Source organism: Pseudomonas sp. C2B4, from assembly GCF_013359695.1.
Taxonomy (GTDB): domain Bacteria; phylum Pseudomonadota; class Gammaproteobacteria; order Pseudomonadales; family Pseudomonadaceae; genus Aquipseudomonas.
Genome location: NZ_JABFMU010000009.1, coordinates 112,092 through 133,233, shown reverse-complemented (window position 1 = coordinate 133,233; position 21,142 = coordinate 112,092). Strand labels below are relative to the sequence as shown.

17 protein-coding genes are annotated in these 21,142 nt (G+C 61.9%); 7 read left to right on the top strand and 10 right to left on the bottom strand.

What is annotated here, in order from left to right:
- The 8 genes from guaA to HNQ83_RS09705 all read right to left on the bottom strand — a co-directional run bounded on the left by guaA (position 1) and on the right by HNQ83_RS09705 (position 7,436).
- The gene (guaA, locus tag HNQ83_RS09740; RefSeq protein ID WP_175388743.1) at positions 1–1,578 is read right to left on the bottom strand and encodes a glutamine-hydrolyzing GMP synthase; all 1,578 of its coding nucleotides are present in this window, start codon (positions 1,576–1,578) and stop codon (positions 1–3) included.
- Between the two features lie 99 nt (positions 1,579–1,677).
- On the bottom strand, positions 1,678–3,147 hold the full coding sequence (guaB, locus tag HNQ83_RS09735) for an IMP dehydrogenase (RefSeq protein WP_077047833.1): 1,470 nt from the start codon (positions 3,145–3,147) through the stop codon (positions 1,678–1,680).
- 239 nt (positions 3,148–3,386) lie between these two features.
- Positions 3,387–3,935 (bottom strand): sugar ABC transporter ATPase, encoded by a 549-nt coding sequence (locus HNQ83_RS09730; RefSeq protein ID WP_175388742.1) that lies wholly within the window; start codon positions 3,933–3,935, stop codon positions 3,387–3,389.
- A 216-nt stretch (positions 3,936–4,151) separates the two neighbouring features.
- A complete protein-coding gene (purT, locus tag HNQ83_RS09725; protein ID WP_175388741.1) occupies positions 4,152–5,333 on the bottom strand; it encodes a formate-dependent phosphoribosylglycinamide formyltransferase in 1,182 nt (393 codons plus the stop codon).
- Between the two features lie 100 nt (positions 5,334–5,433).
- A complete protein-coding gene (locus HNQ83_RS09720; protein WP_110966532.1) occupies positions 5,434–5,901 on the bottom strand; it encodes a VUT family protein in 468 nt (155 codons plus the stop codon).
- Positions 5,902–6,050: 149 nt separating this feature from the next.
- Positions 6,051–6,266, bottom strand: coding sequence for a DUF1289 domain-containing protein (locus HNQ83_RS09715; RefSeq protein WP_175388740.1), 216 nt, complete (start codon positions 6,264–6,266; stop codon positions 6,051–6,053).
- Positions 6,263–6,787: a gamma carbonic anhydrase family protein gene (locus HNQ83_RS09710; protein ID WP_027924900.1), complete on the bottom strand. Its 525-nt coding sequence runs from the start codon at positions 6,785–6,787 to the stop codon at positions 6,263–6,265. Before HNQ83_RS09710 ends, HNQ83_RS09715 begins: the two co-directional genes overlap by 4 nt.
- A gap of 49 nt (positions 6,788–6,836) precedes the next feature.
- On the bottom strand, positions 6,837–7,436 hold the full coding sequence (locus tag HNQ83_RS09705) for a CoA pyrophosphatase (protein ID WP_175388739.1): 600 nt from the start codon (positions 7,434–7,436) through the stop codon (positions 6,837–6,839).
- A 146-nt stretch (positions 7,437–7,582) separates the two neighbouring features.
- Here HNQ83_RS09705 and HNQ83_RS09700 point away from each other — a divergent pair, with 146 nt between their 5' ends.
- From HNQ83_RS09700 to nagE, 7 genes are all read left to right on the top strand, one after another.
- A complete protein-coding gene (locus HNQ83_RS09700) occupies positions 7,583–8,131 on the top strand; it encodes an NUDIX hydrolase (RefSeq protein ID WP_175388738.1) in 549 nt (182 codons plus the stop codon).
- A 49-nt stretch (positions 8,132–8,180) separates the two neighbouring features.
- Complete coding sequence (locus HNQ83_RS09695) at positions 8,181–8,684, top strand: murein L,D-transpeptidase family protein (protein ID WP_175388737.1); 504 nt, start codon at positions 8,181–8,183, stop codon at positions 8,682–8,684.
- A gap of 453 nt (positions 8,685–9,137) precedes the next feature.
- Positions 9,138–9,869 carry a GntR family transcriptional regulator gene (locus HNQ83_RS09690; protein WP_175388736.1) on the top strand — a complete coding sequence of 244 codons (732 nt, stop codon included), beginning with the start codon at positions 9,138–9,140 and terminating at the stop codon, positions 9,867–9,869.
- Between the two features lie 64 nt (positions 9,870–9,933).
- Entirely contained in the window at positions 9,934–11,040 is a 1,107-nt protein-coding gene (gene nagA, locus HNQ83_RS09685; RefSeq protein WP_175388735.1) for an N-acetylglucosamine-6-phosphate deacetylase, read from the top strand.
- Positions 11,033–12,043 (top strand): SIS domain-containing protein, encoded by a 1,011-nt coding sequence (locus HNQ83_RS09680; RefSeq protein WP_372241889.1) that lies wholly within the window; start codon positions 11,033–11,035, stop codon positions 12,041–12,043. Before nagA ends, HNQ83_RS09680 begins: the two co-directional genes overlap by 8 nt.
- Before the next feature lie 164 nt (positions 12,044–12,207).
- Entirely contained in the window at positions 12,208–14,724 is a 2,517-nt protein-coding gene (gene ptsP / locus HNQ83_RS09675) for a phosphoenolpyruvate--protein phosphotransferase (protein ID WP_175388733.1), read from the top strand.
- 31 nt (positions 14,725–14,755) lie between these two features.
- Positions 14,756–16,471 (top strand): N-acetylglucosamine-specific PTS transporter subunit IIBC, encoded by a 1,716-nt coding sequence (nagE, locus tag HNQ83_RS09670; protein ID WP_175388732.1) that lies wholly within the window; start codon positions 14,756–14,758, stop codon positions 16,469–16,471.
- A 205-nt stretch (positions 16,472–16,676) separates the two neighbouring features.
- Here the strand turns inward: nagE and HNQ83_RS09665 are convergent, their stop codons facing one another.
- Together HNQ83_RS09665 and purL are read right to left on the bottom strand one after the other, a co-directional pair.
- The gene (locus HNQ83_RS09665; RefSeq protein WP_175388731.1) at positions 16,677–16,988 is read right to left on the bottom strand and encodes an NGG1p interacting factor NIF3; all 312 of its coding nucleotides are present in this window, start codon (positions 16,986–16,988) and stop codon (positions 16,677–16,679) included.
- Between the two features lie 5 nt (positions 16,989–16,993).
- Complete coding sequence (purL, locus tag HNQ83_RS09660) at positions 16,994–20,890, bottom strand: phosphoribosylformylglycinamidine synthase (protein ID WP_175388730.1); 3,897 nt, start codon at positions 20,888–20,890, stop codon at positions 16,994–16,996.
- Positions 20,891–21,142 lie beyond the last annotated feature (252 nt).

Below are 21,142 nucleotides of genomic sequence, written 5' to 3'. Positions count from 1 at the left end.
TCATTCCCACTCAATGGTCGCTGGCGGCTTGCTCGACACGTCGTAGGTGACGCGGGAGATGCCTTCGATTTCATTGATGATGCGGCCGCTGACGGTTTCCAGCAGTTCGTAAGGCAGGTGAGCCCAACGCGCGGTCATGAAGTCGATGGTTTCCACGGCACGCAGGGCCACGACCCAGGCGTAACGACGACCGTCGCCAACCACACCCACCGATTTCACCGGCTGGAACACCACGAATGCCTGGCTGACCTTGTGGTACCAGTCGGCCTTGCGCAGTTCTTCGATGAAGATGTGGTCGGCGCGACGCAGCAGGTCGGCGTATTCCTTCTTCACTTCACCGAGGATCCGCACGCCCAGGCCAGGACCCGGGAACGGGTGACGGTAGACCATGTCGTACGGCAGGCCCAGTTCCAGGCCCAGACGACGGACTTCGTCCTTGAACAGCTCACGCAGTGGCTCGACCAGCTTGAGGTTCATCTCTTCCGGCAGGCCACCCACGTTGTGGTGCGACTTGATCACGTGGGCCTTGCCGCTTTTCGCGCCAGCCGACTCGATCACGTCCGGGTAGATGGTGCCCTGGGCCAGGTACTTGATGTTGTCCAGCTTGCAGGATTCGGCATCGAACACGTCGATGAAGGTACGGCCGATGATCTTGCGCTTCTTCTCCGGGTCGGCTTCGCCGGCCAGGTTGTTGAGGAACTGGTCCTCGGCGTTGGCGCGGATCACCTTGACACCCATGTTCTCGGCGAACATGGCCATCACTTGCTCGCCTTCGTGCAGACGCAGCAGACCGTTGTCGACGAAGACGCAGGTCAGTTGGTCGCCGATGGCTTTGTGCAACAACGCGGCCACTACGGAAGAGTCAACACCGCCGGACAGACCCAACAGCACGTTGTCGGTGCCGACCTGGGCGCGAACCTGGGCGATGGCGTCTTCGGCAATCTTCGAAGGGGTCCACAGCGCTTCACAGCCGCAGATGTCGAGGATGAAACGCGACAGGATGCGACCGCCCTGCTTGGTGTGGGTCACTTCCGGGTGGAACTGCACGCCGTAGTAGCGACGTTCATCGCTGAACATGCCGGCGATCGGGCAGCTCGGGGTGCTGGCCAGGATGTGGAAGTCTTCCGGCATTTTGGTGACCTTGTCACCGTGGCTCATCCATACGTCGAGGCCGAACAGGCCGTCGGCGTCGATGTGGTCTTCGATGCCGTCCAGCAGGCGGCTCTTGCCGACCACATCGACACGGGCGTAACCGAACTCACGCAGTTCGGAGCCTTCTACCTTGCCACCCAGTTGCTCCGCCATGGTCTGCATGCCGTAGCAGATACCGAATACCGGTACGCCCAGGTCAAACACGGCTTGCGGGCAACGAGGGCTGTCGGCTTCGTGCACGGACTCGGGGCCGCCGGCGAGGATGACACCTTTTGGAGCGAATTCGCGAATGGCGTCCTCATCCATGTCGAACGGGTGCAGTTCGCAGTACACACCGATTTCACGCACGCGGCGGGCAATCAGTTGGGTGTACTGGGAACCGAAGTCGAGGATCAGGATGCGGTGAGCGTGAATGTCGAGGGCCATGATTCAGTCTCGTCTAAATAATTCAGAAACAGTCGTGATTCAGAAACAACTCGGGGCTGAAAAAAACAGCCCCGGTTGCTAAACGATTTGCTTGAAGCCTCAACCTACGCGGTAGTTTGGCGCTTCCTTGGTGATCTGTACGTCGTGAACGTGGGATTCGGCCATGCCTGCGCCGGTGATCCGCACGAACTCAGGCTTGGTGCGCATTTCTTCAATGTTGGCGCTACCGGTGTAGCCCATGGAAGAACGCAGGCCGCCCATCAGTTGATGGATGATGGCGCTCAGGGTGCCCTTGTACGGAACACGCCCTTCGATGCCTTCCGGAACCAGCTTCTCGGCGCCTGCCGAGGAGTCCTGGAAGTAACGGTCGGAGGAACCTTGAGCCTGGGACATGGCGCCCAGCGAGCCCATGCCACGGTAAGCCTTGTACGAACGACCCTGGAACAGTTCGATCTCGCCCGGCGCTTCTTCGGTACCGGCGAACATCGAGCCCATCATCACGCAGGAGGCACCGGCCACGATGGCCTTGGACAGGTCACCGGAGAAACGGATGCCGCCGTCGGCGATCAACGGAACGCCTGTGCCTTCGAGGGCAGCGGCGACGTTGGCGATGGCACTGATTTGCGGGACGCCGACACCGGCGACGATACGGGTGGTGCAGATCGAGCCTGGGCCGATACCGACCTTGACCGCGTCAGCGCCGGCTTCGGCCAGGGCCTTGGCGGCAGCGCCGGTGGCGATGTTGCCGCCGATGACCTGCACTTCAGGGAAATTCTGTTTGACCCAACGAACGCGGTCGATCACGCCTTTGGAGTGACCGTGAGCAGTGTCGACCACCACCACGTCCACGCCGGCATTGACCAGGGCTGCGACGCGGTCACCGGTGTCTTTACCGGTACCGACGGCAGCACCCACGCGCAGGCGACCTTGATCGTCCTTGCTGGCCAGCGGGTAAGCCTTGGCTTTTTCGATATCGTTGACGGTCATCATGCCTTTGAGGGCGAATTTGTCGTCGACGATCAGCACGCGTTCGATGCGGTGCTTGTGCAGCAGCTCGCGAACGTCGTTCTTGTCGGCACCTTCCTTGACCGTGACCAGACGCTCTTTAGGCGTCATCACTTCACGGACACTGGCGTCCAGACGGTTTTCGAAACGCACGTCACGGGAAGTGACGATGCCGACCAGGTCGCCATCGTGCAGCACCGGAACGCCGGAAATGTTGTGCAGGCGGGTCAGCTCGAACAGGTCACGTACCGTGGCATCGGCCTCGATGGTGATCGGGTCTTTGACGACACCGGCTTCGAACTTCTTGACCTTGCGGACTTCGGCAGCTTGCTGCTCGATGGTCATGTTCTTGTGGATGATGCCGATACCACCTTCCTGAGCCATGGCGATTGCCAGACGGGCTTCAGTGACGGTGTCCATGGCGGCAGAAACCAGAGGAATGTTCAGCTCGATGCCACGGGTAAGGCGGGTTTTGAGACTGACTTCGTTAGGAAGCACCTCGGAATAACCGGGCACTAGGAGAATGTCGTCGAATGTCAGAGCTTCTTGGCTGATACGCAGCATCGCGGGGGCTCCCGAGCGGGAAAATGGAAGCGCGCCATTATAGTCAGACACCCCCTCGGGTTCAATGTAAAACTCTGTCTATTATTGGCATTACTGATATACGGGGATTGCATCCGCCAGATTGCTGCTTTTTTGTAGGAGCGAGCCTGCTCGCGATGAACTTGAAAGCGGCGCTTGTCTCCAGACAGCCCGCGTCATCGTTCACGACCATCGCGAGCAGGCTCGCTCCCACAAGGTCATCAGAGTTCGACTTTGACCCAGCTCACGGGTTGATCGAGCCAATCGGCGAATTCGTCGAGAAAGCTCTGCTTGAACCCGGCCTCGGCCCAGTTGTTGAAGATGAACCCCAGGTTGGAGAAGCCGCATTCCTGCAGAAACAGAAAGCCGTTGATGTCATCTTCATGCCCGCATTCAGGGCAGGTGAAGTTGTCGGTACGCCCCGGCATCCAGTCTTCCAGGCTTTCAAACAGGGCCTCGCCGACTTCCTTGCGGCACTCGGCGCAACCCGCCTCGCCCAGAAAACCCTTGGCCGGCGTATAGATGCATCGCTTGGTGATGATCTCCAAACCGTTGATCTGTTCACCGAACGGCAGCGCCTCCGGGTGCAGGACCACGTCACGCGCGCCTTCGCCGATGGCGTGGCCCATGCGATTGCCGGTGCGGCCGCACGTCGTGAGCTCTTCCTTGACGATGTTTTTGCGCACCAGCCACCGCACGATCGCCCGGGCCCGGGGCTCATGCACCGGCAGCGTGGAGATTTTCGGGACAATGATGCTTTGCGAATTCATGGGGTACAGGCCTGGAGCATTAATGAAAGGTCTTGCCGGCCAATCCAGCGCAATCCCTGTGGGAGCGAGCCTGCTCGCGAAAGCGGAGTTCGCATCAACATGAATGTTGAATGGGAAACAGCTTTCGCGAGCAGGCTCGCTCCCACAGTTCAGTAGCTTCTGACCGGCATCAGGGCGAGCCCACACCTAGAAGGTATAGGCCCGCCGCAGAAGTTTTTACAGCTCGACAACAACCGCCTGGGAAGCGCGGGTCGCCTTGGCCCGGGCCGCTTCGATCGACTCATCGCGCGCCAGGGCCACGCCCATCCGGCGCTGACCATTGACTTCAGGCTTGCCGAACAGGCGCAGCGCGGTATCCGGTTCGCTCAAGGCCGCACCGAGATTGGCGAAGGCGGTCTGGGTCGATTGCCCTTCCACCAGGATCACCGCCGAAGCCGAAGGCCCGAACTGGCGCACCACCGGGACCGGCAGGCCGAGGATCGCCCGTGCATGCAGGGCGAACTGCGACAGATCCTGGGAAATCATCGTGACCATGCCGGTGTCGTGCGGGCGCGGCGACACTTCGCTGAACCACACCTGATCACCTTTGATGAACAGCTCGACGCCAAACAGGCCACGGCCGCCCAGGGCCTCGGTGACAGCTTTGGCCACGCGCTCGGATTCCGCGAGGGCAACCGGACTCATGGCTTGCGGCTGCCAGGATTCCTGATAATCGCCCTTCTCCTGACGGTGGCCGACCGGTGCGAGGAATGTAGTGCCGCCAACGTGACGCACGGTCAGCAGGGTGATTTCGTAGTCGAAATCGATGAAGCCTTCGATGATCACGCGACCTTTGCCGGCACGGCCGCCTTCTTGCGCGTAATCCCAGGCCTTCTTCACGTCATCGACGCTGCGCAGCAGGCTCTGGCCTTTGCCCGAAGAGCTCATGACCGGCTTGACCACGCACGGGAAGCCGAGGTCTTCGACCGCCTTGCTGTAATCCTCGAAGGTGTCGGCGAAGTGGTACGGCGAGGTCGGCAGGTCCAGCTCTTCGGCGGCCAGGCGACGGATACCTTCGCGGTTCATGGTCAGCTGCGCGGCGCGGGCAGTCGGGATCACGGTGAAGCCTTCAGACTCCAGTTCCACCAGGGTCGCAGTGGCGATGGCTTCGATTTCCGGCACGATGAAGTGCGGCTTCTCGGCTTCGATCACCGCACGCAGGGCAGCACCATCGAGCATGTTGATCACGTGGCTGCGGTGGGCAACCTGCATGGCCGGCGCATTGGCGTAACGGTCCACGGCAATCACTTCAACGCCCAGGCGTTGCAGCTCGATCACCACTTCCTTGCCCAACTCGCCACAGCCACACATCAATACGCGGGTCGCGGTAGGCGACAATGGGGTTCCGATACGGGTCATCTGAAGGTCCTCAAGGAAGCGGATCATCGAGGGAAGCAACGTCTTGCGCGCGTCCCGTGGGAGAAAGCGCGGCATTTTACATGAACCGCAGGGTTTGGCTTCAGCTGACGACGGCCTGTTTACGCAGGCGCCAGGCCATGATCAGCCACACCGCCGTCACGCCGGCGAACTTCGAGCCCAGTGCGGTGAGGATCACGCCGGGGGTCAGCGCATCGATCATGCCGAAGAAGATAAACGTATCGAGGGGGATGCTCAGGGCCGAACTTATCCACAGGCGATCGTGCAGCGGCCGTTTGGTGATGCTGAACACCAGCCAGTCGATGCACTCGGACACCGCGAACGCCGTGGCACTGGCCAGGGCGATGGAGGGGTCGGAGGTGATATAGGAAAGCACCAGCGCCACCAGCATGGCCACGATGGCACCGTGGCCGAAGCGGGTTTGCACCATGTCGCGCAAGATGAACACCAGGCCGCCCCAGGCGGACCAGATGATGTCCAGGTGCGGAGCGGTGGAAAAAGCGAAGTTGATCAGCACGACGCTGCTGATGTAGGCAATGAGGAAGAGCATGGGTGGGGAAGTACCTGCGAATTTGCCGCACAGGATACTGTAGGAGCGAGCCTGCTCGCGATGGTCGTTAACGATAACGCGGGGAATCTGGTTCCCCGCGGTGTTCTTGAGTCCATCGCGAGCAGGCTCGCTCCTACAATGGGCGCGCGTCAATTTTGCGGTTTTGCCCCGATCATCCACACCAACCCGCTGGATTTGGCCCGCTCATGACACAACTCCAGCACCTTGCGTCGCTCGGTGTTGTCCATCCGGCTCCAGCGGGTGATTTCCTCCACCGTGCGCTGGCAACCGGTGCAGATGTCATCGTCGTCCAGCGCGCAAATATTCACGCAGGGCGATAACACCGGACGTTCTGGCGTGGTCATTCTTCTTGCTCGGCCAGATCGCGGGCATAACGCTGCGAGTTATGCACATAGTGGGCAGCGCTGGCTTCGAGCATCTTTTTCTGCGGCTCGGTCAATTCACGCACCACCTTGCCCGGAGAGCCCATGACCAGCGAACCATCCGGAATTTCCTTGCCTTCGCCGATCAGCGAATTGGCGCCGATGATGCAGTTCTTGCCGATCTTGGCGCCATTGAGGATCACTGCGTTGATGCCGATCAGGCTGTAGTCGCCCACGGTGCAGCCATGCAGCATGGCGTTGTGGCCGATAGTCACGCCGGTACCGATGGTCAGCGGGTAGCCCATGTCGGTGTGCATCACCGTGCCGTCCTGGACGTTGCTGTTCTTGCCGATCAGGATCAGCTCGTTGTCGCCGCGCAGCACGGCGTTGAACCAGACGTTGGCGCCCTCTTCCAGTTTGACCTTGCCCACCAGCACGGCGTTGGGGGCGACCCAGCTCTGTGGGTGAGTCTCGACACGGGCGTCGCCCAGGCGGTATTTCATCTAGTTAGTCCTCAGGGCATCACGTGTTCAGGCCATTCGAGTGATGGCTTCAGGTGTTGATAAAACTTTTCGGTGGCTGGTGCAGGCTGATCTTCGCGTCATAGAGCAGGTTGATCAACTCCACGACCATGATCGCCGTCAGCCCCCAGATCTTGTACTCGCCATAGCGATAACTGGGCACGTACCAGCTGCGCCCCTGATAGTCGATGCGGTGGGTGTGTTCCCGCGGATCCTCGCGGAAGAACTCGAGGGGGACGCTGAACACGGCGGCGATTTCGGCATCGTTGGCCTGGTATTCGACGAAATCCGGAATCACCCCGACATAAGGGGTGACCTTGATGCCGTGCAGGGAGATCAGCGGACTCAGCGGACCGATCACTTCGACCAGTCCCGGCGGCAGGCCGATCTCTTCTTCGGCCTCGCGCAAGGCGGTGAAAATCAGGTCGGGGTCTTCGGGGTCACGCCGACCACCGGGGAAAGCGACTTCGCCGCCGTGGGTCGAAAGCCCGCTGGCGCGCAGGGTCAGGACCAGCTCCGGCTCGTCACTGCGGGTAATGGGCACCAGTACGGCGGCCTCGGGGAAACGACGGTCGGTCTCCAGCGTGCGTGGTGTATGGTTACTTACCCGATGCAGTAGCTCATCCAGCATGAGTGTTCTCGATCTGTGCCTTACCCGCATCATGCACCAATCGCTTCGGTCGCCCAACCCCCCGAACAGCGGTGTGTCGCTAAACGACAACTTGCCGACAGACACCGCCGCACGCCAAGATAGGTGCAGCATTCAGGAACTCCAGCATGAAATTTTGCAGTCAGTGCGGCAACCCGGTGACCCAACGCATTCCCGAAGGCGATTCGCGCCTGCGCTTCGTCTGCGACAGTTGCCAGGCCATTCATTACCAGAACCCCAATATCGTCGCCGGCTGCCTGGCGACCTGGGGCAGCCAGGTGTTGCTGTGCCGACGCGCCATCGAGCCGCGCCGGGGTTACTGGACCCTGCCCGCCGGTTTCATGGAGAACGGTGAAACCATCGAGCAGGCCGCCATTCGCGAAACCGCCGAGGAAGCCTGCGCCCGGGTACGCAACCTGAGCATCTATACACTGATCGATGTGCCGCACATCAGCCAGGTGCACGTGTTCTTCCGCGCCGAACTGGCGGACCTGGACTTCGCCGCCGGCCCCGAGAGCCTCGAAGTGCAATTATTCGACGAAGCGGACATCCCTTGGGACGAGCTGGCTTTCCGCACGGTGGGCCGTACCTTAGAATGCTTCTTCGCTGACCGGCGGGCCGAGGTCTACCCCGTAAGGTCCGAATCGATCCCGCCGCTTGCTCAGCCTGCCAACTAAAAAACATCTATAAATAAATAGTCGCGACACCTCCTGGGGAATCGTTTCAATGCGCTGGTTGCTTGCCCTGTTCTGCTTGTCGTTCGTTGCGGTGTCCCAGGCGTCTGCCGTGGGATCCCTGGACGGCAAGGTCATCGAGAAAGTCCTGGTTCTCAAGTCTGCCCACCAATTGCAATTGATCAATGACGGCAAGCCGCTCAAGACCTATCGCATTTCCCTGGGCCGCAATCCCAAGGGCCAGAAACTGATGGAAGGCGACCGACGCACTCCGGAAGGCTTCTATTGGCTCGACTGGCGCAAGGTCAGTGACAAATTCAACCTGGCGATGCACATCTCCTACCCGAACATCAGCGACTCGGTCCGTGCCCGCCGCGAAAATGTCGACCCGGGTGGCATGATCATGATCCACGGCACCCCGGACACCGAAGAAAACCCCGAATCCCTGTTCCACACGCTGGACTGGACCGACGGTTGCGTGGCCATGCGCAACGTCGACATGCGTGAAGTCTGGAACCTGGTGCCGGACGGCACGATGATCGAGATTCGTCCGTAACCCCTCATCTATCAGGCATGTGAGCTTTTGTGGCGAGGGAGCTTGCTCCCGCTGGGCTGCGAAGCGGCCCCAATATCTATCCAACACCGCACTCGCTGTTTTAGGGCCGCTTCGCGCCCCAGCGGGAGCAAGCTCCCTCGCCACAATGATCAGCCTCTGACCGCTACCTTCGGTCGCCATCGAAAAATAAATTCAAGCAATCGCAATCTTCGGCAGCACCTGCAGGGCAGATACCACTTCCACCCGTAGCCGCTGCCGAAGGCTGCGATCTTTGCTTTGCAAAACCCCACCTCTAATACCACTTCAAGCCAACCACCTTCCTGACCGCCAAAAAAGGCCGAATTTGCTGCGCGTAAAGCCTTTTGAGCACGTTGACATGGTATTCAAGTGGTATTACGTTTCGTCCCACAACCGTGCGACAACAATCCTATATCCGCATCGGAACACATCCAAATGAACGACCTCCACGCCCTGCGCCCCGACGACACCCAGCCCACGCCGCTGTACCTGCAACTGGCGCGCAACCTGGAAACGGCGATCCATGCCGGCCAATGGAAAGCCGAGCAGGCGATGCCATCGGAACGCAACCTCAGCGAAATGCTGGGGATTTCCCGTGTTACCGCACGCAAGGCGCTGGAAGTGCTGCTCGAACAGGGCCTGATTCGCCGCAATCAAGGTTCCGGCACCTTTATTACGCCCCGCCTGGAGCAACCGTTGTCGCGCCTGTCGGGCTTCAGCGAAATGTTGCGCCTCAAGGGGTTTGTGCCTGGTTCCCAATGGCTGGAACGGGAAATCACCCTGCCGACCCACGAAGAGTTGATCCGCCTCGGCCTGTCGCCCAACGACAAGGTGGCGCGCATGAAACGCCTGCGCAAAGCCGACGACACGGTGATGGCCATCGAGATGAGCACCCTGCCCGCCTCGATCATTCCCAAGCCGCAGGCAGTGGGCGATTCCCTGTACGAATACCTCGATGGCATCGGCAAACCGGTCGTGCGCGCCTTGCAGCATATTCAGGCCATCAATGCCTCGGACGAATTCGCCGGGCTGGTCGGTATCGCCCCCGGCACCGCCATGTTGCTAATGACCCGGGTCGGTTATCTGGAAGACAACACCCCCATCGAAGTCACCGACACCTATTGCCGCAACGACTACTACGACTTTGTCGCAGAGCTACGTAGATAAAGAGCTCCGTAGATAAAGAGCTTCGCCAATAAATAGCTGCGCCGTCAGAAACCGGGAAACAGACATGTCCGAAGACAACATCCTCACTGCCGACGGCTGGGTTCGCGGCCGGCTGGTCCACGAACACGGCAAGGTCGTGTCCATCGAAGGCGTGCCCTGCGATCCGACGGACAATGACCTGCCCTATCTGCTGCCGGGTTTCATCGACCTGCACGTTCACGGCGGCGGCGGCAAAGACATCATGGAAGGCGCGCCCGCCTTCGACACCATCACCCGGACCCATGTGCGTTTTGGCACCACCTCGCTGCTGGCCACCACCATGACTGCGCCGAGCGAAGAGATTTCCAGGGTGCTCAAAGCCGTCGGCGAGTTTTGTTTGCAGCGATCGAAGGGCAGCGCCCGGGTACTCGGTGTGCACCTCGAAGGCCCTTACATCAATCCCGGCAAACTCGGCGCGCAACCGAACTTCGCTCACACCGCGATGATGGCCGAAGTCGAGGAATACCTGGCCCTGGCGCCGATTCGCGTCATCACCATCGCCCCGGAAATCGCCGGTCACGATGCCCTGATCCGCGCCCTCAGTGCCCGTGGCGTGCGCATGCAGATCGGCCATACCCTGGGCAGCTATGAAGAAGGCGTCGCCGCACTGGAAGCCGGCGCCACCAGTTTCACTCACCTCTACAACGCCATGAGCCCGTTGCATCATCGCGAGCCGGGCATCGTCGGCGCGGCGCTGGCCCACGCGCAGTACGCCGAGCTGATCCCGGACTTGCTGCACGTGCACCCCGGTGCCATGCGCGTGGCCCTGCGTTCGATCCCGTGCCTGTATTGCGTCACTGACTCCACCGCCGCCGCGGGCATGCCCGACGGCGAATACAAGCTCGGCAGCCACACCGTGACCAAATGCCTGGGCGGCGTGCGCCTGCCCGACGGCACCCTGGCCGGCAGCACCCTGACCATGGACCAGGCCTTGCGCAATCTGGTGAAGATCGGCCTGCCGCTCGCCGAAGCCTCGCAGCGCCTGTCGCAATTTCCCGCCGATTACCTTGGCCTCACCGAACGCGGGCGCCTGCAACCCGGTGCCTGGGCCGACTGCGTGCGCCTGGACCGCTCACTGAATCTGACCGCCGTCATGGTCGAAGGAGAAGACATTGACTTCAAAAATGCTTGAAGAGGCGCTGTCCTCGTTCGAGGCCGTGCACGCCCAACTGCAGCAGCTCGACCCACCGATGATCGAGATCGCCGGGCGCCTGCGCCGTCAGCCGCCGCAAGTGGTCATGACCGTAGCCCGCGGCAGTTCCGACCATGCCGCCAGTTACTTCGCTTACCTGACCATGCAGTTGCTGGGAATTCCGGTTGCCTCGTTGCCGATGTCGGTGGTGACCATGCAGCAGGCACCGTTGAAGGTCAGCGGCCAGGTGGCGTTCGCCTTTTCGCAATCGGGGCAGAGTCCGGATCTGGTGAACAGCCTGCGCCTGCTGCGCAAACGGGGCGCGCTGAGCATCTCGATGGTCAACGCCGCCGACTCGCCGCTGGAAGCCGCCTGCGAATTCAGCCTGCCGCTGCTGGCCGGCACTGAAAGCAGCGTCGCCGCGACCAAGAGTTTTATCGCCACCCTCAGCGCCAGCGCCCGGTTGATCGGCCACTGGAAAGAAGACACCGAATTGCTCGATGCCGGCCTTGCATTGCCCGCAGGCCTGCGTGATGCCGCGCGGCAGGACTGGAGCCCGGCCATCGAAGCCCTGCGCGATTGCCAGCGCTTGATGGTGATCGGCCGTGGCGCCGGTTTCGCCATCGCCCAGGAAGCGGCGCTCAAATTCAAGGAAACCTCGGCCATCCAGGCCGAAGCCTTCAGCAGCGCCGAAGTCCGTCATGGCCCGATGGCGCTGATCGACGAACATTACCCGTTGCTGATCTTCGCCCCGCGCGGTGCCGAGCAGGCCGGCCTGCTGAGCCTGGCGGCGGACATGCGCCAACGGGGTGCCCGCGTGTTGCTGGCGGCGCCGGATGACGTGGCCGAACGCGACCTGACCCTGACCCGCGCCGAACACCCGGCCCTCGATCCGATCCTGGCGATCCAGAGTTTCTACGTGATGGCCGCCGGGCTGGCAGTTGCACGCGGCATGGACCCGGACCAGCCGCGACACCTGAGCAAAGTGACGCGCACCCATTGAAGACATCCGCCCCCCTGTAGGAGCGAGCTTGCTCGCGATGGTCGTTAACGATGACGCTGGCAGCCTGACACCCCGCGGTGTTCTGTCGCTCTTCGCGAGCAGGCTCGCTCCCACAGGGTCCGGGCGAATTTCTGAACCGTTGTTTCTCCTGATGAGACCGAGCCATGCACAACAACAATAAAGAGCTGACCCTCAGCGCCCCGCTCAGCGGCCCGGTGCTCACGCTCGCCAAAGTCCCGGATGCGGTGTTTGCCAGCGGCGCCATGGGCGACGGCATCGCCATCGACCCGCTGAACGACACCCTGCACGCGCCGTGCGCCGGCGTCGTGGTGCATGTCGCCCGCACCGGCCATGCGGTGACCCTGCGGGCCGACAACGGTGCCGAATTGTTGCTGCACCTGGGCCTCGACACGGTGGAACTGCAAGGCCAGGGCTTTTCGATGCTGGTCCAGGAAGGGGCTCGGGTCGCCAATGGTCAGCCGCTGCTGCGCTACGATCAGGACAAGGTCGCGCAACAATGCAAAAGCCTGGTCAGCCTGCTGATCCTCACCAACAGCCAGGACTTTCAGGCGCGTCCCATCACACTCAAATCGGTGAAAGTGGGCGAGCCGCTCCTGCACATCATTCGCCGTCAGGGTGTGGGCACGCAGTCGGACGCGGAGATTGCCGGCGAAGAAAGGGTCGGCCACATCCGCATTGCCCACCGTGGCGGTTTGCATGCGCGGCCAGCCGCGCTGATCCGTCAGACCGCCCAAGGTTTCAAGAGTCAGTCGAAGCTGCATTTCGCCGGTCAATCGGCGACCTGCGACAGCCTGATCGGCCTGATGGGCCTGGCCATCGGCGAGCAGGACGAAGTGCAGGTCAGTTGCCAGGGCCCGGACGCCGAAGCCGCACTGCAGGCCTTGTTGGTCGCCTTGTCCACCGCCCTGCCCGAAGCGCATCACGCCCCCGCGCCGACTCCGATAGCCCAGCGCAACCGGGCGGCCGAAGCCGGTGTGTTGCACGGTGTCTGCGCCGCTCCGGGACTGGTCGGTGGACCGCTGTATCGCTTGAACGCGATCAGCCTGCCAGCCGACACCGGGCACAACGATCCGGCGCAGCAACGGCAAACCCTCGACACCGCGCTGACCCAGGTACGCAGTGAGATTGCCGGCACCCTGACCCAGGCCCGGAAACACAAGGACACGGACGAAGAAGCCATCTTTGCCGCCCATCTTGCCTTGCTGGAAGACCCTGCCTTGCTCGACGCTGCCTATCGGTCCATTGACCTCGGCACGGCGGCGACCCACGCCTGGAGCCAATCGATCGACGTGCAGTGCGACGTGCTTCAGCAACTGGGCAGCTCACTGTTGGCCGAGCGCGCCAACGACCTGCGCGACCTCAAGCAACGGGTGCTGCGGGCCCTGCTCGGTGAAGCCTGGCATTACGACTTGCCACCCGGTGTTATCGTCGCCGCGCACGAGTTGACCCCCTCGGACCTGCTGCAATTGTGTCAGCAAGGTGTCGCCGGGTTGTGCATGGCCGAAGGGGGCGCGACCTCCCACGTGGCGATCCTCGCGCGCGGTAAAGGCTTGCCGTGCATGGTCGCGCTCGGCTCATCACTGCTGGAGCAGGAACAAGGCCAGGCAGTGGTGCTGGACGCCGACGGCAGTCGCCTCGAACTGATGCCGAGCGCCGAACGCCTGGCTCAGGTGCACCTGGCGCAAATGCAGCGCCAGCACCGTCGCAACGAGCAACAGACCCAAGCGCACACCCCGGCGCACACCCTGGATGACCTGCACATTGAAGTCGCGGCCAATGTCGCCTCCAGCGTCGAAGCCGCCGATGCCCTGGCCAACGGCGCGGACGGCGTCGGCCTGCTGCGTACCGAGTTCCTGTTTGTCGACCGCCATACCGCGCCAGACGAACAGGAGCAACACCACGCCTATCAATCCGTCCTCGATGCCATGGGCGACAAGTCGGTGATCATCCGTACCATCGACGTGGGCGGCGACAAGCAACTCGACTATCTGCCCCTGCCCGCCGAAGCCAACCCTGTGCTTGGCTTGCGCGGCATTCGCCTGGCCCAGGCGCGCCCGGAACTGCTCGACCAGCAGTTGCGCGCCCTGTTGAACGTCACACCGTTGTCCCGCTGCCGGATCCTGTTGCCCATGGTCACCGAAGTCGATGAGCTACTGCACATCCGCCAGCGCCTCGATGCCTTGTGCACCGAACTGGGCCTGAGCGAACGCCCGGAGCTGGGCGTCATGATCGAAGTACCGGCCGCCGCACTGCTGGCCGAACAGTTGGCCGAGCACGCGGACTTCCTGTCCATCGGCACCAACGATTTGTCGCAATACACCCTGGCCATGGACCGCGACCACGCCGGCCTCGCCTCGCGGGTCGATGCCCTGCACCCGGCGTTGCTGCGATTGATCGCCCAGACCTGCACCGGTGCTGCGCAGCACGGACGCTGGGTCGGCGTTTGCGGGGCGCTGGCCTCCGATCCGTTGGCCACGCCGGTTTTGATCGGACTGGGGGTGAGCGAACTGTCGGTGAGCCCGGTGCAGATCGGTGAAATCAAGGACCGCGTACGCCACCTCGGCGCCAGCGAATGCCGGCGTATCAGCCAGGACCTGCTCAAGCTGAGCAGCGCCTCGGCGGTGCGCCACGCCTGCCACCAGCATTGGCCTCTGAGCTAAAGAACAACAAGAACAACCAGGGAGAACCGCCATGTACCAATACTTTATCGAAGGCCTGCAGCGCCTCGGTCGCGCACTGATGCTGCCGATCGCGATCCTGCCGATTGCCGGCCTGCTGCTGCGCCTGGGCGATACGGACCTGTTGAACATCGCGATCATCCACGATGCCGGCCAGGTGATTTTCGCCAACCTGGCGATGATCTTCGCCATCGGTATCGCCGTCGGTTTCGCCAAGGACAACAACGGCACGGCCGGTTTGGCCGGGGCCATTGGCTATCTGGTGATGGTGTCCACGCTCAAGGTGCTGGATGCGAGCATCAACATGGGCATGCTCGCGGGGATAATCAGCGGCTTGATGGCCGGTGCGCTGTACAACCGCTTCAAGGACATCAAGTTGCCGGAGTACCTGGCATTCTTCGGTGGCCGGCGTTTCGTGCCGATTGTTACCGGTTTCAGTGCGGTCGGCCTGGGGGTGGTATTCGGCCTGATCTGGCCGCCGATCCAGCACGGCATCAACAGCTTCGGCGCCCTGTTGCTGGAGAGCGGCAGCTTCGGCGCATTCATCTTTGGCGTCTTCAATCGCCTGCTGATCGTCACCGGCCTGCACCACATCCTCAACAACATGGCGTGGTTCGTGTTCGGCAACTTCACCGACCCGACCACCGGCGCTCTCGTCACCGGTGACCTGTCGCGCTACTTTGCCGGCGACCCCAAAGGCGGCCAGTTCATGACCGGCATGTTCCCGGTGATGCTTTTCGGCCTGCCCGCCGCGTGCCTGGCGATGTACCGCAACGCCCTGCCGGAACGGCGCAAAATCATGGGCGGGATTTTCCTGTCGATGGCCCTGACCTCGTTCCTCACCGGCGTGACCGAACCCATCGAATTCGCCTTCATGTTCCTCGCGCCGCTGCTGTTCTTGTTGCATGCGCTGCTGACCGGCCTGTCCATGGCCGTGACCAACCTGCTGAACATTCACCTGGGGTTTACCTTCTCCGGCGGTTTCATCGACATGATTCTGGGCTGGGGCAAATCCACCAATGGCTGGTTGGTGGTTCCGGTCGGCCTGGCCTATGCGGTGATTTACTACGCGGTGTTCGATTTCTGTATTCGTCGCTTCAACCTGAAGACGCCGGGGCGGGAAGATACCGCCGCTGCCGAAAAAGCAGTGGTGGCCGAGAGTGACCGTGCCGGGGCCTACATCAAGGCACTGGGTGGCGCCGAGAACCTGATCACGGTCGGCGCCTGCACCACGCGCCTGCGACTGGACATGGTGGACCGCAACAAAGCCTCGGATGCGGACTTGAAAGCACTGGGTGCCATGGCGGTGGTGCGACCGGGCAAGGGCGGCAGTCTGCAGGTAGTGGTCGGACCGATGGCCGACAGCATTGCCGATGAGATTCGCCTGGCGATGCCGGCGTTGGGCCGCGCGCTGATCTCCACCCCGGCTGTGGTGGTCGACGCGCCGCAACCCGTCACCGTGGCGACATCTGAAGCACAACAATGGCTGCACGCCCTTGGCGGAGGCGACAATGTGCTGCAACTGGACTGTGTGGCCTTGACCCGCATTCGCCTGCAACTGGCCGATGGCAAGGCGTTATCGGAATGCGATTTGAAGGCGCTGGGGTGTCAGGGTGTGAGTCAGCTTGAGGGCGGGATCTGGCACCTGCTGGTGGGTGACAGGGCGGCGAGCTTGAGTCAGGCGCTGGAAGCGTTGGTCAATCGCAGTGAGGTGAGTGCCAAGGTTTAGTTGTGAGCTGTCTGGCAGGCCGCCATCGCTGGCAAGCCAGCTCCCACAGGGTTCTCGGAGGTACACAGCATTTGTGTACGACATAAAAAACTGTGGGAGCTGGCTTGCCAGCGATGAGGCCCTGATTGTCACCACAAAACCTGGGGCATTAAAAAACCCGCTGAAATCACTTTCAGCGGGTTTTTCATTTCAGCAGCCTGGAAGATCAGAAATCCTCCAACCGCCACACCTCATAAGCCGGTGTCTCGTAGGGATGGCTCTGTTTCAGAGCCGTCACCACCGAGCGAATCAACTCATCGGCCACGACCAGCTCAACCTTCCATTCCTCGACCTGCTCGACCTGCCCCGCTTCGCCAATGAACGGCTGACTGCCGTCCAATGGTCGAAATTGGCCAAGCCCCAGCACTTGCCACGCACAGTGGTCGTAAGCACCGATCCGTCCGCCACCGGCGGCGAATACGGCACTTTTGACCACGTCGACATGACTGTCGGGAACGAAAAAGCTGAGCTTGTACACGGCTCTTAGTTCACCCAGACGCGAGCATTACGGAACATACGCATCCAAGGTGCGTCTTCGTTCCAGTCTTCCGAACGCCACGAGTTCTGCACGGCGCGGAACACGCGCTCCGGGTGCGGCATCATGATGGTCACGCGACCGTCGCGGCTGGTCAAACCGGTGATCCCGCGCGGCGAGCCGTTCGGGTTGGCCGGGTACTTTTCAGTGACCTTGCCGTGGTTGTCGACGAAACGCATCGCCACGCAACCGGACAGATCGGCTTCCAGCAACGCTTCTTCGCTGGCGAATTCGGCGTGACCTTCACCGTGTGCGATGGCGATCGGCATACGCGAACCGGCCATGCCTTGCAGGAAGATCGAGTTCGACTCCTGGATCTGCACCATCGCCACGCGCGCTTCGAACTGCTCGGAGCGGTTACGCACGAAGTGCGGCCAGAACTCGCTGCCCGGGATCAACTCGTGCAGGTTCGACATCATCTGGCAACCGTTGCACACGCCGAGGGTGAAGCTGTCGGTACGTTCGAAGAAGCCCTGGAACGCATCGCGGGCACGGCTGTTGAACAGGGCCGACTTGGCCCAGCCTTCACCGGCACCCAGTACGTCGCCGTAGGAGAAACCGCCGCAAGCGACCAGGCCCTTGAACTCGTTCAGGTCGACACGGCCGGCCAGAATGTCGCTCATGTGCACGTCGATCGCGTTGAAACCGGCACGGTCGAACGCCGCCGCCATTTCCACCTGACCGTTGACGCCCTGCTCGCGCAGCACGGCAACCTGTGGGCGAATGCCTTTCTTGATGTAAGGCGCGGCGATGTCCTGGTTGACGTCGTAGCTGAGCTTGACGCTCAGGCCCGGGTTGTCTTCTTCCAGCAACACGTCGAATTCCTGTTCGGCGCAATCGGCGTTGTCGCGCAGACGCTGGATCTGGTAGCTGGTTTCAGCCCACTGACGTTGCAGCAGACGACGCTGGCCTTCGAACACGGTGTCGCCATTGAAAGTGATGCTGATCTCGCCATTGTTGATCGGCTGACCGATCACCGACACGCAATCGCCCAGACCGGCCGCGCTGAACTGCGCGAGGATGTCCGGGGTGGCGTCCTGGCGAACCTGGATCACGGCGCCCAGTTCTTCGTTGAACAGGATTGCAGCGATTTCCGCCGAGGATGCGGCGACGCTGTCCAGATTCAGGCTCAGACCGCAGTGGCCGGCAAAGGCCATTTCCACCACGGAGGTCAGCAGACCACCGTCGGAACGGTCATGGTAAGCCAACAGGTGACCGTCGGCGTTGAGGCCCTGGATCACGGCGAAGAAGGCTTTCAGGTCTTCGGCGTCATCGACGTCCGGTGCCTGCTTGCCGAGCTTGCCGTGGACCTGTGCCAGGATCGAGGCGCCCATGCGGTTCTGGCCACGACCGAGGTCGATCAGGATCAGGTCGGTGGTGCCCTTGTCCATGCGCAGTTGCGGGGTCAGGGTCTGACGGATGTCAGTCACTGGCGCGAAACCGGTCACGATCAGGGACATTGGCGACGTGACGGATTTGTCCACACCTTCATCGTTCCAGCGGGTGGCCATGGACATCGAGTCCTTGCCCACCGGAATGGTGATGCCCAGCTCAGGGCACAATTCCATGCCGACCGCTTTCACGGTGTCGTACAGGCGTGCATCTTCACCCGGGTGACCGGCAGCGGACATCCAGTTCGCCGACAGCTTGATGTCGGAGATCTTGCCGATGCGCGAAGCCGCGATGTTGGTCAGGGTTTCGCCGATGGCCATGCGGCCCGACGCCGGAGCGTCCAGCAGCGCCAGCGGCGTACGCTCGCCCATGGCCATGGCTTCACCGGTGTAGACGTCGAAGCTGGTGGCGGTGACGGCAACGTCGGCCACCGGAACCTGCCACGGGCCGACCATTTGGTCACGGGCCACGAGGCCGGTGATGGTGCGGTCGCCGATGGTGATCAGGAAGCTTTTGCTCGCGACGGCCGGGTGATGCAGAACACGCTCGACGCAATCGGCAATGTTCAGGGTCGACGGATCGAAGTCATCGCCCAGCTCGGCTTCACGCACCACCGAACGGTGCATGCGCGGGGCCTTGCCCAGCAGCACTTCCAGCGGCATGTCCACAGGGCTGTTGCCGAAGTGGCTGTCGGTGACGGTCAGTTGCGGTTCGGCAGTGGCTTCGCCGACCACGGCGAACGGGCAGCGCTCGCGTTCGCAGATCGCCTTGAAGCGCTCGAAGTCAGCCGGGCCGACCGCCAGAACGTAACGCTCCTGGGATTCGTTACTCCAGATTTCGTGCGGGGCCATGCCCGGCTCGTCGTTTGGAATGTTGCGCAGTTCGAAACGGCCACCACGGTCGCCGTCGTTGACCAGTTCCGGAAAGGCGTTGGACAGACCGCCCGCACCCACGTCGTGGATGAAGCTGATCGGGTTCTTGTCACCCAACTGCCAGCAACGGTCGATGACTTCCTGGCAGCGACGTTCCATTTCAGGGTTTTCGCGCTGTACCGAAGCGAAGTCCAGGTCTGCCGAGCTGGTGCCGGTGGCCATGGAGGAAGCCGCACCGCCGCCCAGGCCGATCAGCATTGCCGGGCCGCCGAGCACGATCAGCTTGGAGCCAACGACGATCTCGCCTTTCTTGACGTGTTCTTCACGGATGTTGCCCATGCCGCCAGCCAGCATGATCGGCTTGTGGTAACCGCGAACTTCATCACCGTGCGGGGTGGTGATGGATTGTTCGAAGGTACGGAAGTAACCGGTCAGCGCCGGACGGCCGAATTCGTTGTTGAACGCAGCGCCGCCCAGCGGGCCTTCGATCATGATGTCCAGCGCGGTAACGATGCGCTCAGGCTTGCCGTACGGCACTTCCCACGGCTGTTCGAAACCCGGGATCTGCAGGTTGGACACGGTGAAACCGGTCAGGCCTGCTTTTGGCTTGGCGCCACGACCGGTTGCACCTTCGTCACGGATCTCGCCGCCGGAACCGGTGGACGCGCCCGGGAACGGGGCAATGGCGGTCGGGTGGTTGTGGGTTTCAACCTTCATCAGGATGTGTACCGGCTCCTGCACCGCGCCGTACTGGCGGGTCTCAGGGTCCGGGAAGAAGCGACCGGCCACGGAACCGACGATCACCGAGGCGTTGTCCTTGTAAGCCGACAGAACGCCTTCGTTGTGCATCTGGTAGGTGTTCTTGATCATGCCGAACAGGCTTTTTTCCTGGCTCTCGCCGTCGATGTCCCAACTGGCGTTGAAGATCTTGTGACGGCAGTGCTCAGAGTTCGCCTGGGCGAACATCATCAGTTCGATGTCATGCGGGTTGCGCTTCAAGCCGACGAAGGCGTTGACCAGATAGTCGATCTCGTCTTCGGCCAGGGCCAGGCCCAGCTCGGTGTTGGCTTTTTCCAGCGCGGCGCGGCCGCCGCCCAACAGGTCGATGGCGGTCAGGGGCTTGGGTTCGGCGTGGCTGAACAGGCCGGCGGCTTGTTCGAGGTTGCCCAGGACGATCTGGGTCATGCGGTCGTGCAGTACGTCGGCGATCAACTGTGCGTCAGCGTCGCTGAACTGGCCGGCTACATAAAAGGCAATACCGCGTTCCAGACGCTGGATCTTGGTCAGGCCGCAATTGCGAGCGATGTCGCTGGCCTTGCTCGACCAGGGCGAGATGGTGCCGAAACGTGGCAGCACCAGGAACAGACGACCGGTCGGTTCCTGGACCGGAACGCTTGGACCGTATTTCAGAAGGCGCGCGAGCACCTGCTGTTCGTCGCCGGTCAGGACGCCGGTAACTTCGGCGAAGTGAGCGAATTCAGCATACAAGCCACTGACAGCCGGGACCTTCTGGCTCAGTTGCTCAAGGAGTTTGCTGTGGCGAAAGGCAGAAAGGGCAGGAGCGCCGCGCAGGATCAACATCTTCGGGACAGCCTCGGGAAGGGGTGTGCTTTGAGGCCGTGCATTCTAGCCTAAACAGCTCGCGACATCACCCGAAACGCTACGCACGGTTGCACTCGGGTGCCGATCTGTGTTTCTGCCTCGAAAGTCAGGTTAATGGGGTGTGGGAACACAGCTTATTTTTACCGTGACAAAACGCCGACAAGACCCATTCCTGCGGGGTTTCGACCGGTTTTGTGATCTCTAGCAGACTAGCCCTTTGCTGTCGAGATA

Bases quoted from the DNA above. Each gene is read 5' to 3' on its own strand.
- guaA (WP_175388743.1), bottom strand. From the start codon at position 1,578: ATGGCCCTCGACATTCACGCTCACCGCATCCTGATCCTCGACTTCGGT.
- guaB (WP_077047833.1), bottom strand. From the start codon at position 3,147: ATGCTGCGTATCAGCCAAGAAGCTCTGACATTCGACGACATTCTCCTA.
- HNQ83_RS09730 (WP_175388742.1), bottom strand. From the start codon at position 3,935: ATGAATTCGCAAAGCATCATTGTCCCGAAAATCTCCACGCTGCCGGTG.
- purT (WP_175388741.1), bottom strand. From the start codon at position 5,333: ATGACCCGTATCGGAACCCCATTGTCGCCTACCGCGACCCGCGTATTG.
- HNQ83_RS09720 (WP_110966532.1), bottom strand. From the start codon at position 5,901: ATGCTCTTCCTCATTGCCTACATCAGCAGCGTCGTGCTGATCAACTTC.
- HNQ83_RS09715 (WP_175388740.1), bottom strand. From the start codon at position 6,266: ATGACCACGCCAGAACGTCCGGTGTTATCGCCCTGCGTGAATATTTGC.
- HNQ83_RS09710 (WP_027924900.1), bottom strand. From the start codon at position 6,787: ATGAAATACCGCCTGGGCGACGCCCGTGTCGAGACTCACCCACAGAGC.
- HNQ83_RS09705 (WP_175388739.1), bottom strand. From the start codon at position 7,436: ATGCTGGATGAGCTACTGCATCGGGTAAGTAACCATACACCACGCACG.
- HNQ83_RS09700 (WP_175388738.1), top strand. From the start codon at position 7,583: ATGAAATTTTGCAGTCAGTGCGGCAACCCGGTGACCCAACGCATTCCC.
- HNQ83_RS09695 (WP_175388737.1), top strand. From the start codon at position 8,181: ATGCGCTGGTTGCTTGCCCTGTTCTGCTTGTCGTTCGTTGCGGTGTCC.
- HNQ83_RS09690 (WP_175388736.1), top strand. From the start codon at position 9,138: ATGAACGACCTCCACGCCCTGCGCCCCGACGACACCCAGCCCACGCCG.
- nagA (WP_175388735.1), top strand. From the start codon at position 9,934: ATGTCCGAAGACAACATCCTCACTGCCGACGGCTGGGTTCGCGGCCGG.
- HNQ83_RS09680 (WP_372241889.1), top strand. From the start codon at position 11,033: ATGCTTGAAGAGGCGCTGTCCTCGTTCGAGGCCGTGCACGCCCAACTG.
- ptsP (WP_175388733.1), top strand. From the start codon at position 12,208: ATGCACAACAACAATAAAGAGCTGACCCTCAGCGCCCCGCTCAGCGGC.
- nagE (WP_175388732.1), top strand. From the start codon at position 14,756: ATGTACCAATACTTTATCGAAGGCCTGCAGCGCCTCGGTCGCGCACTG.
- purL (WP_175388730.1), bottom strand. From the start codon at position 20,890: ATGTTGATCCTGCGCGGCGCTCCTGCCCTTTCTGCCTTTCGCCACAGC.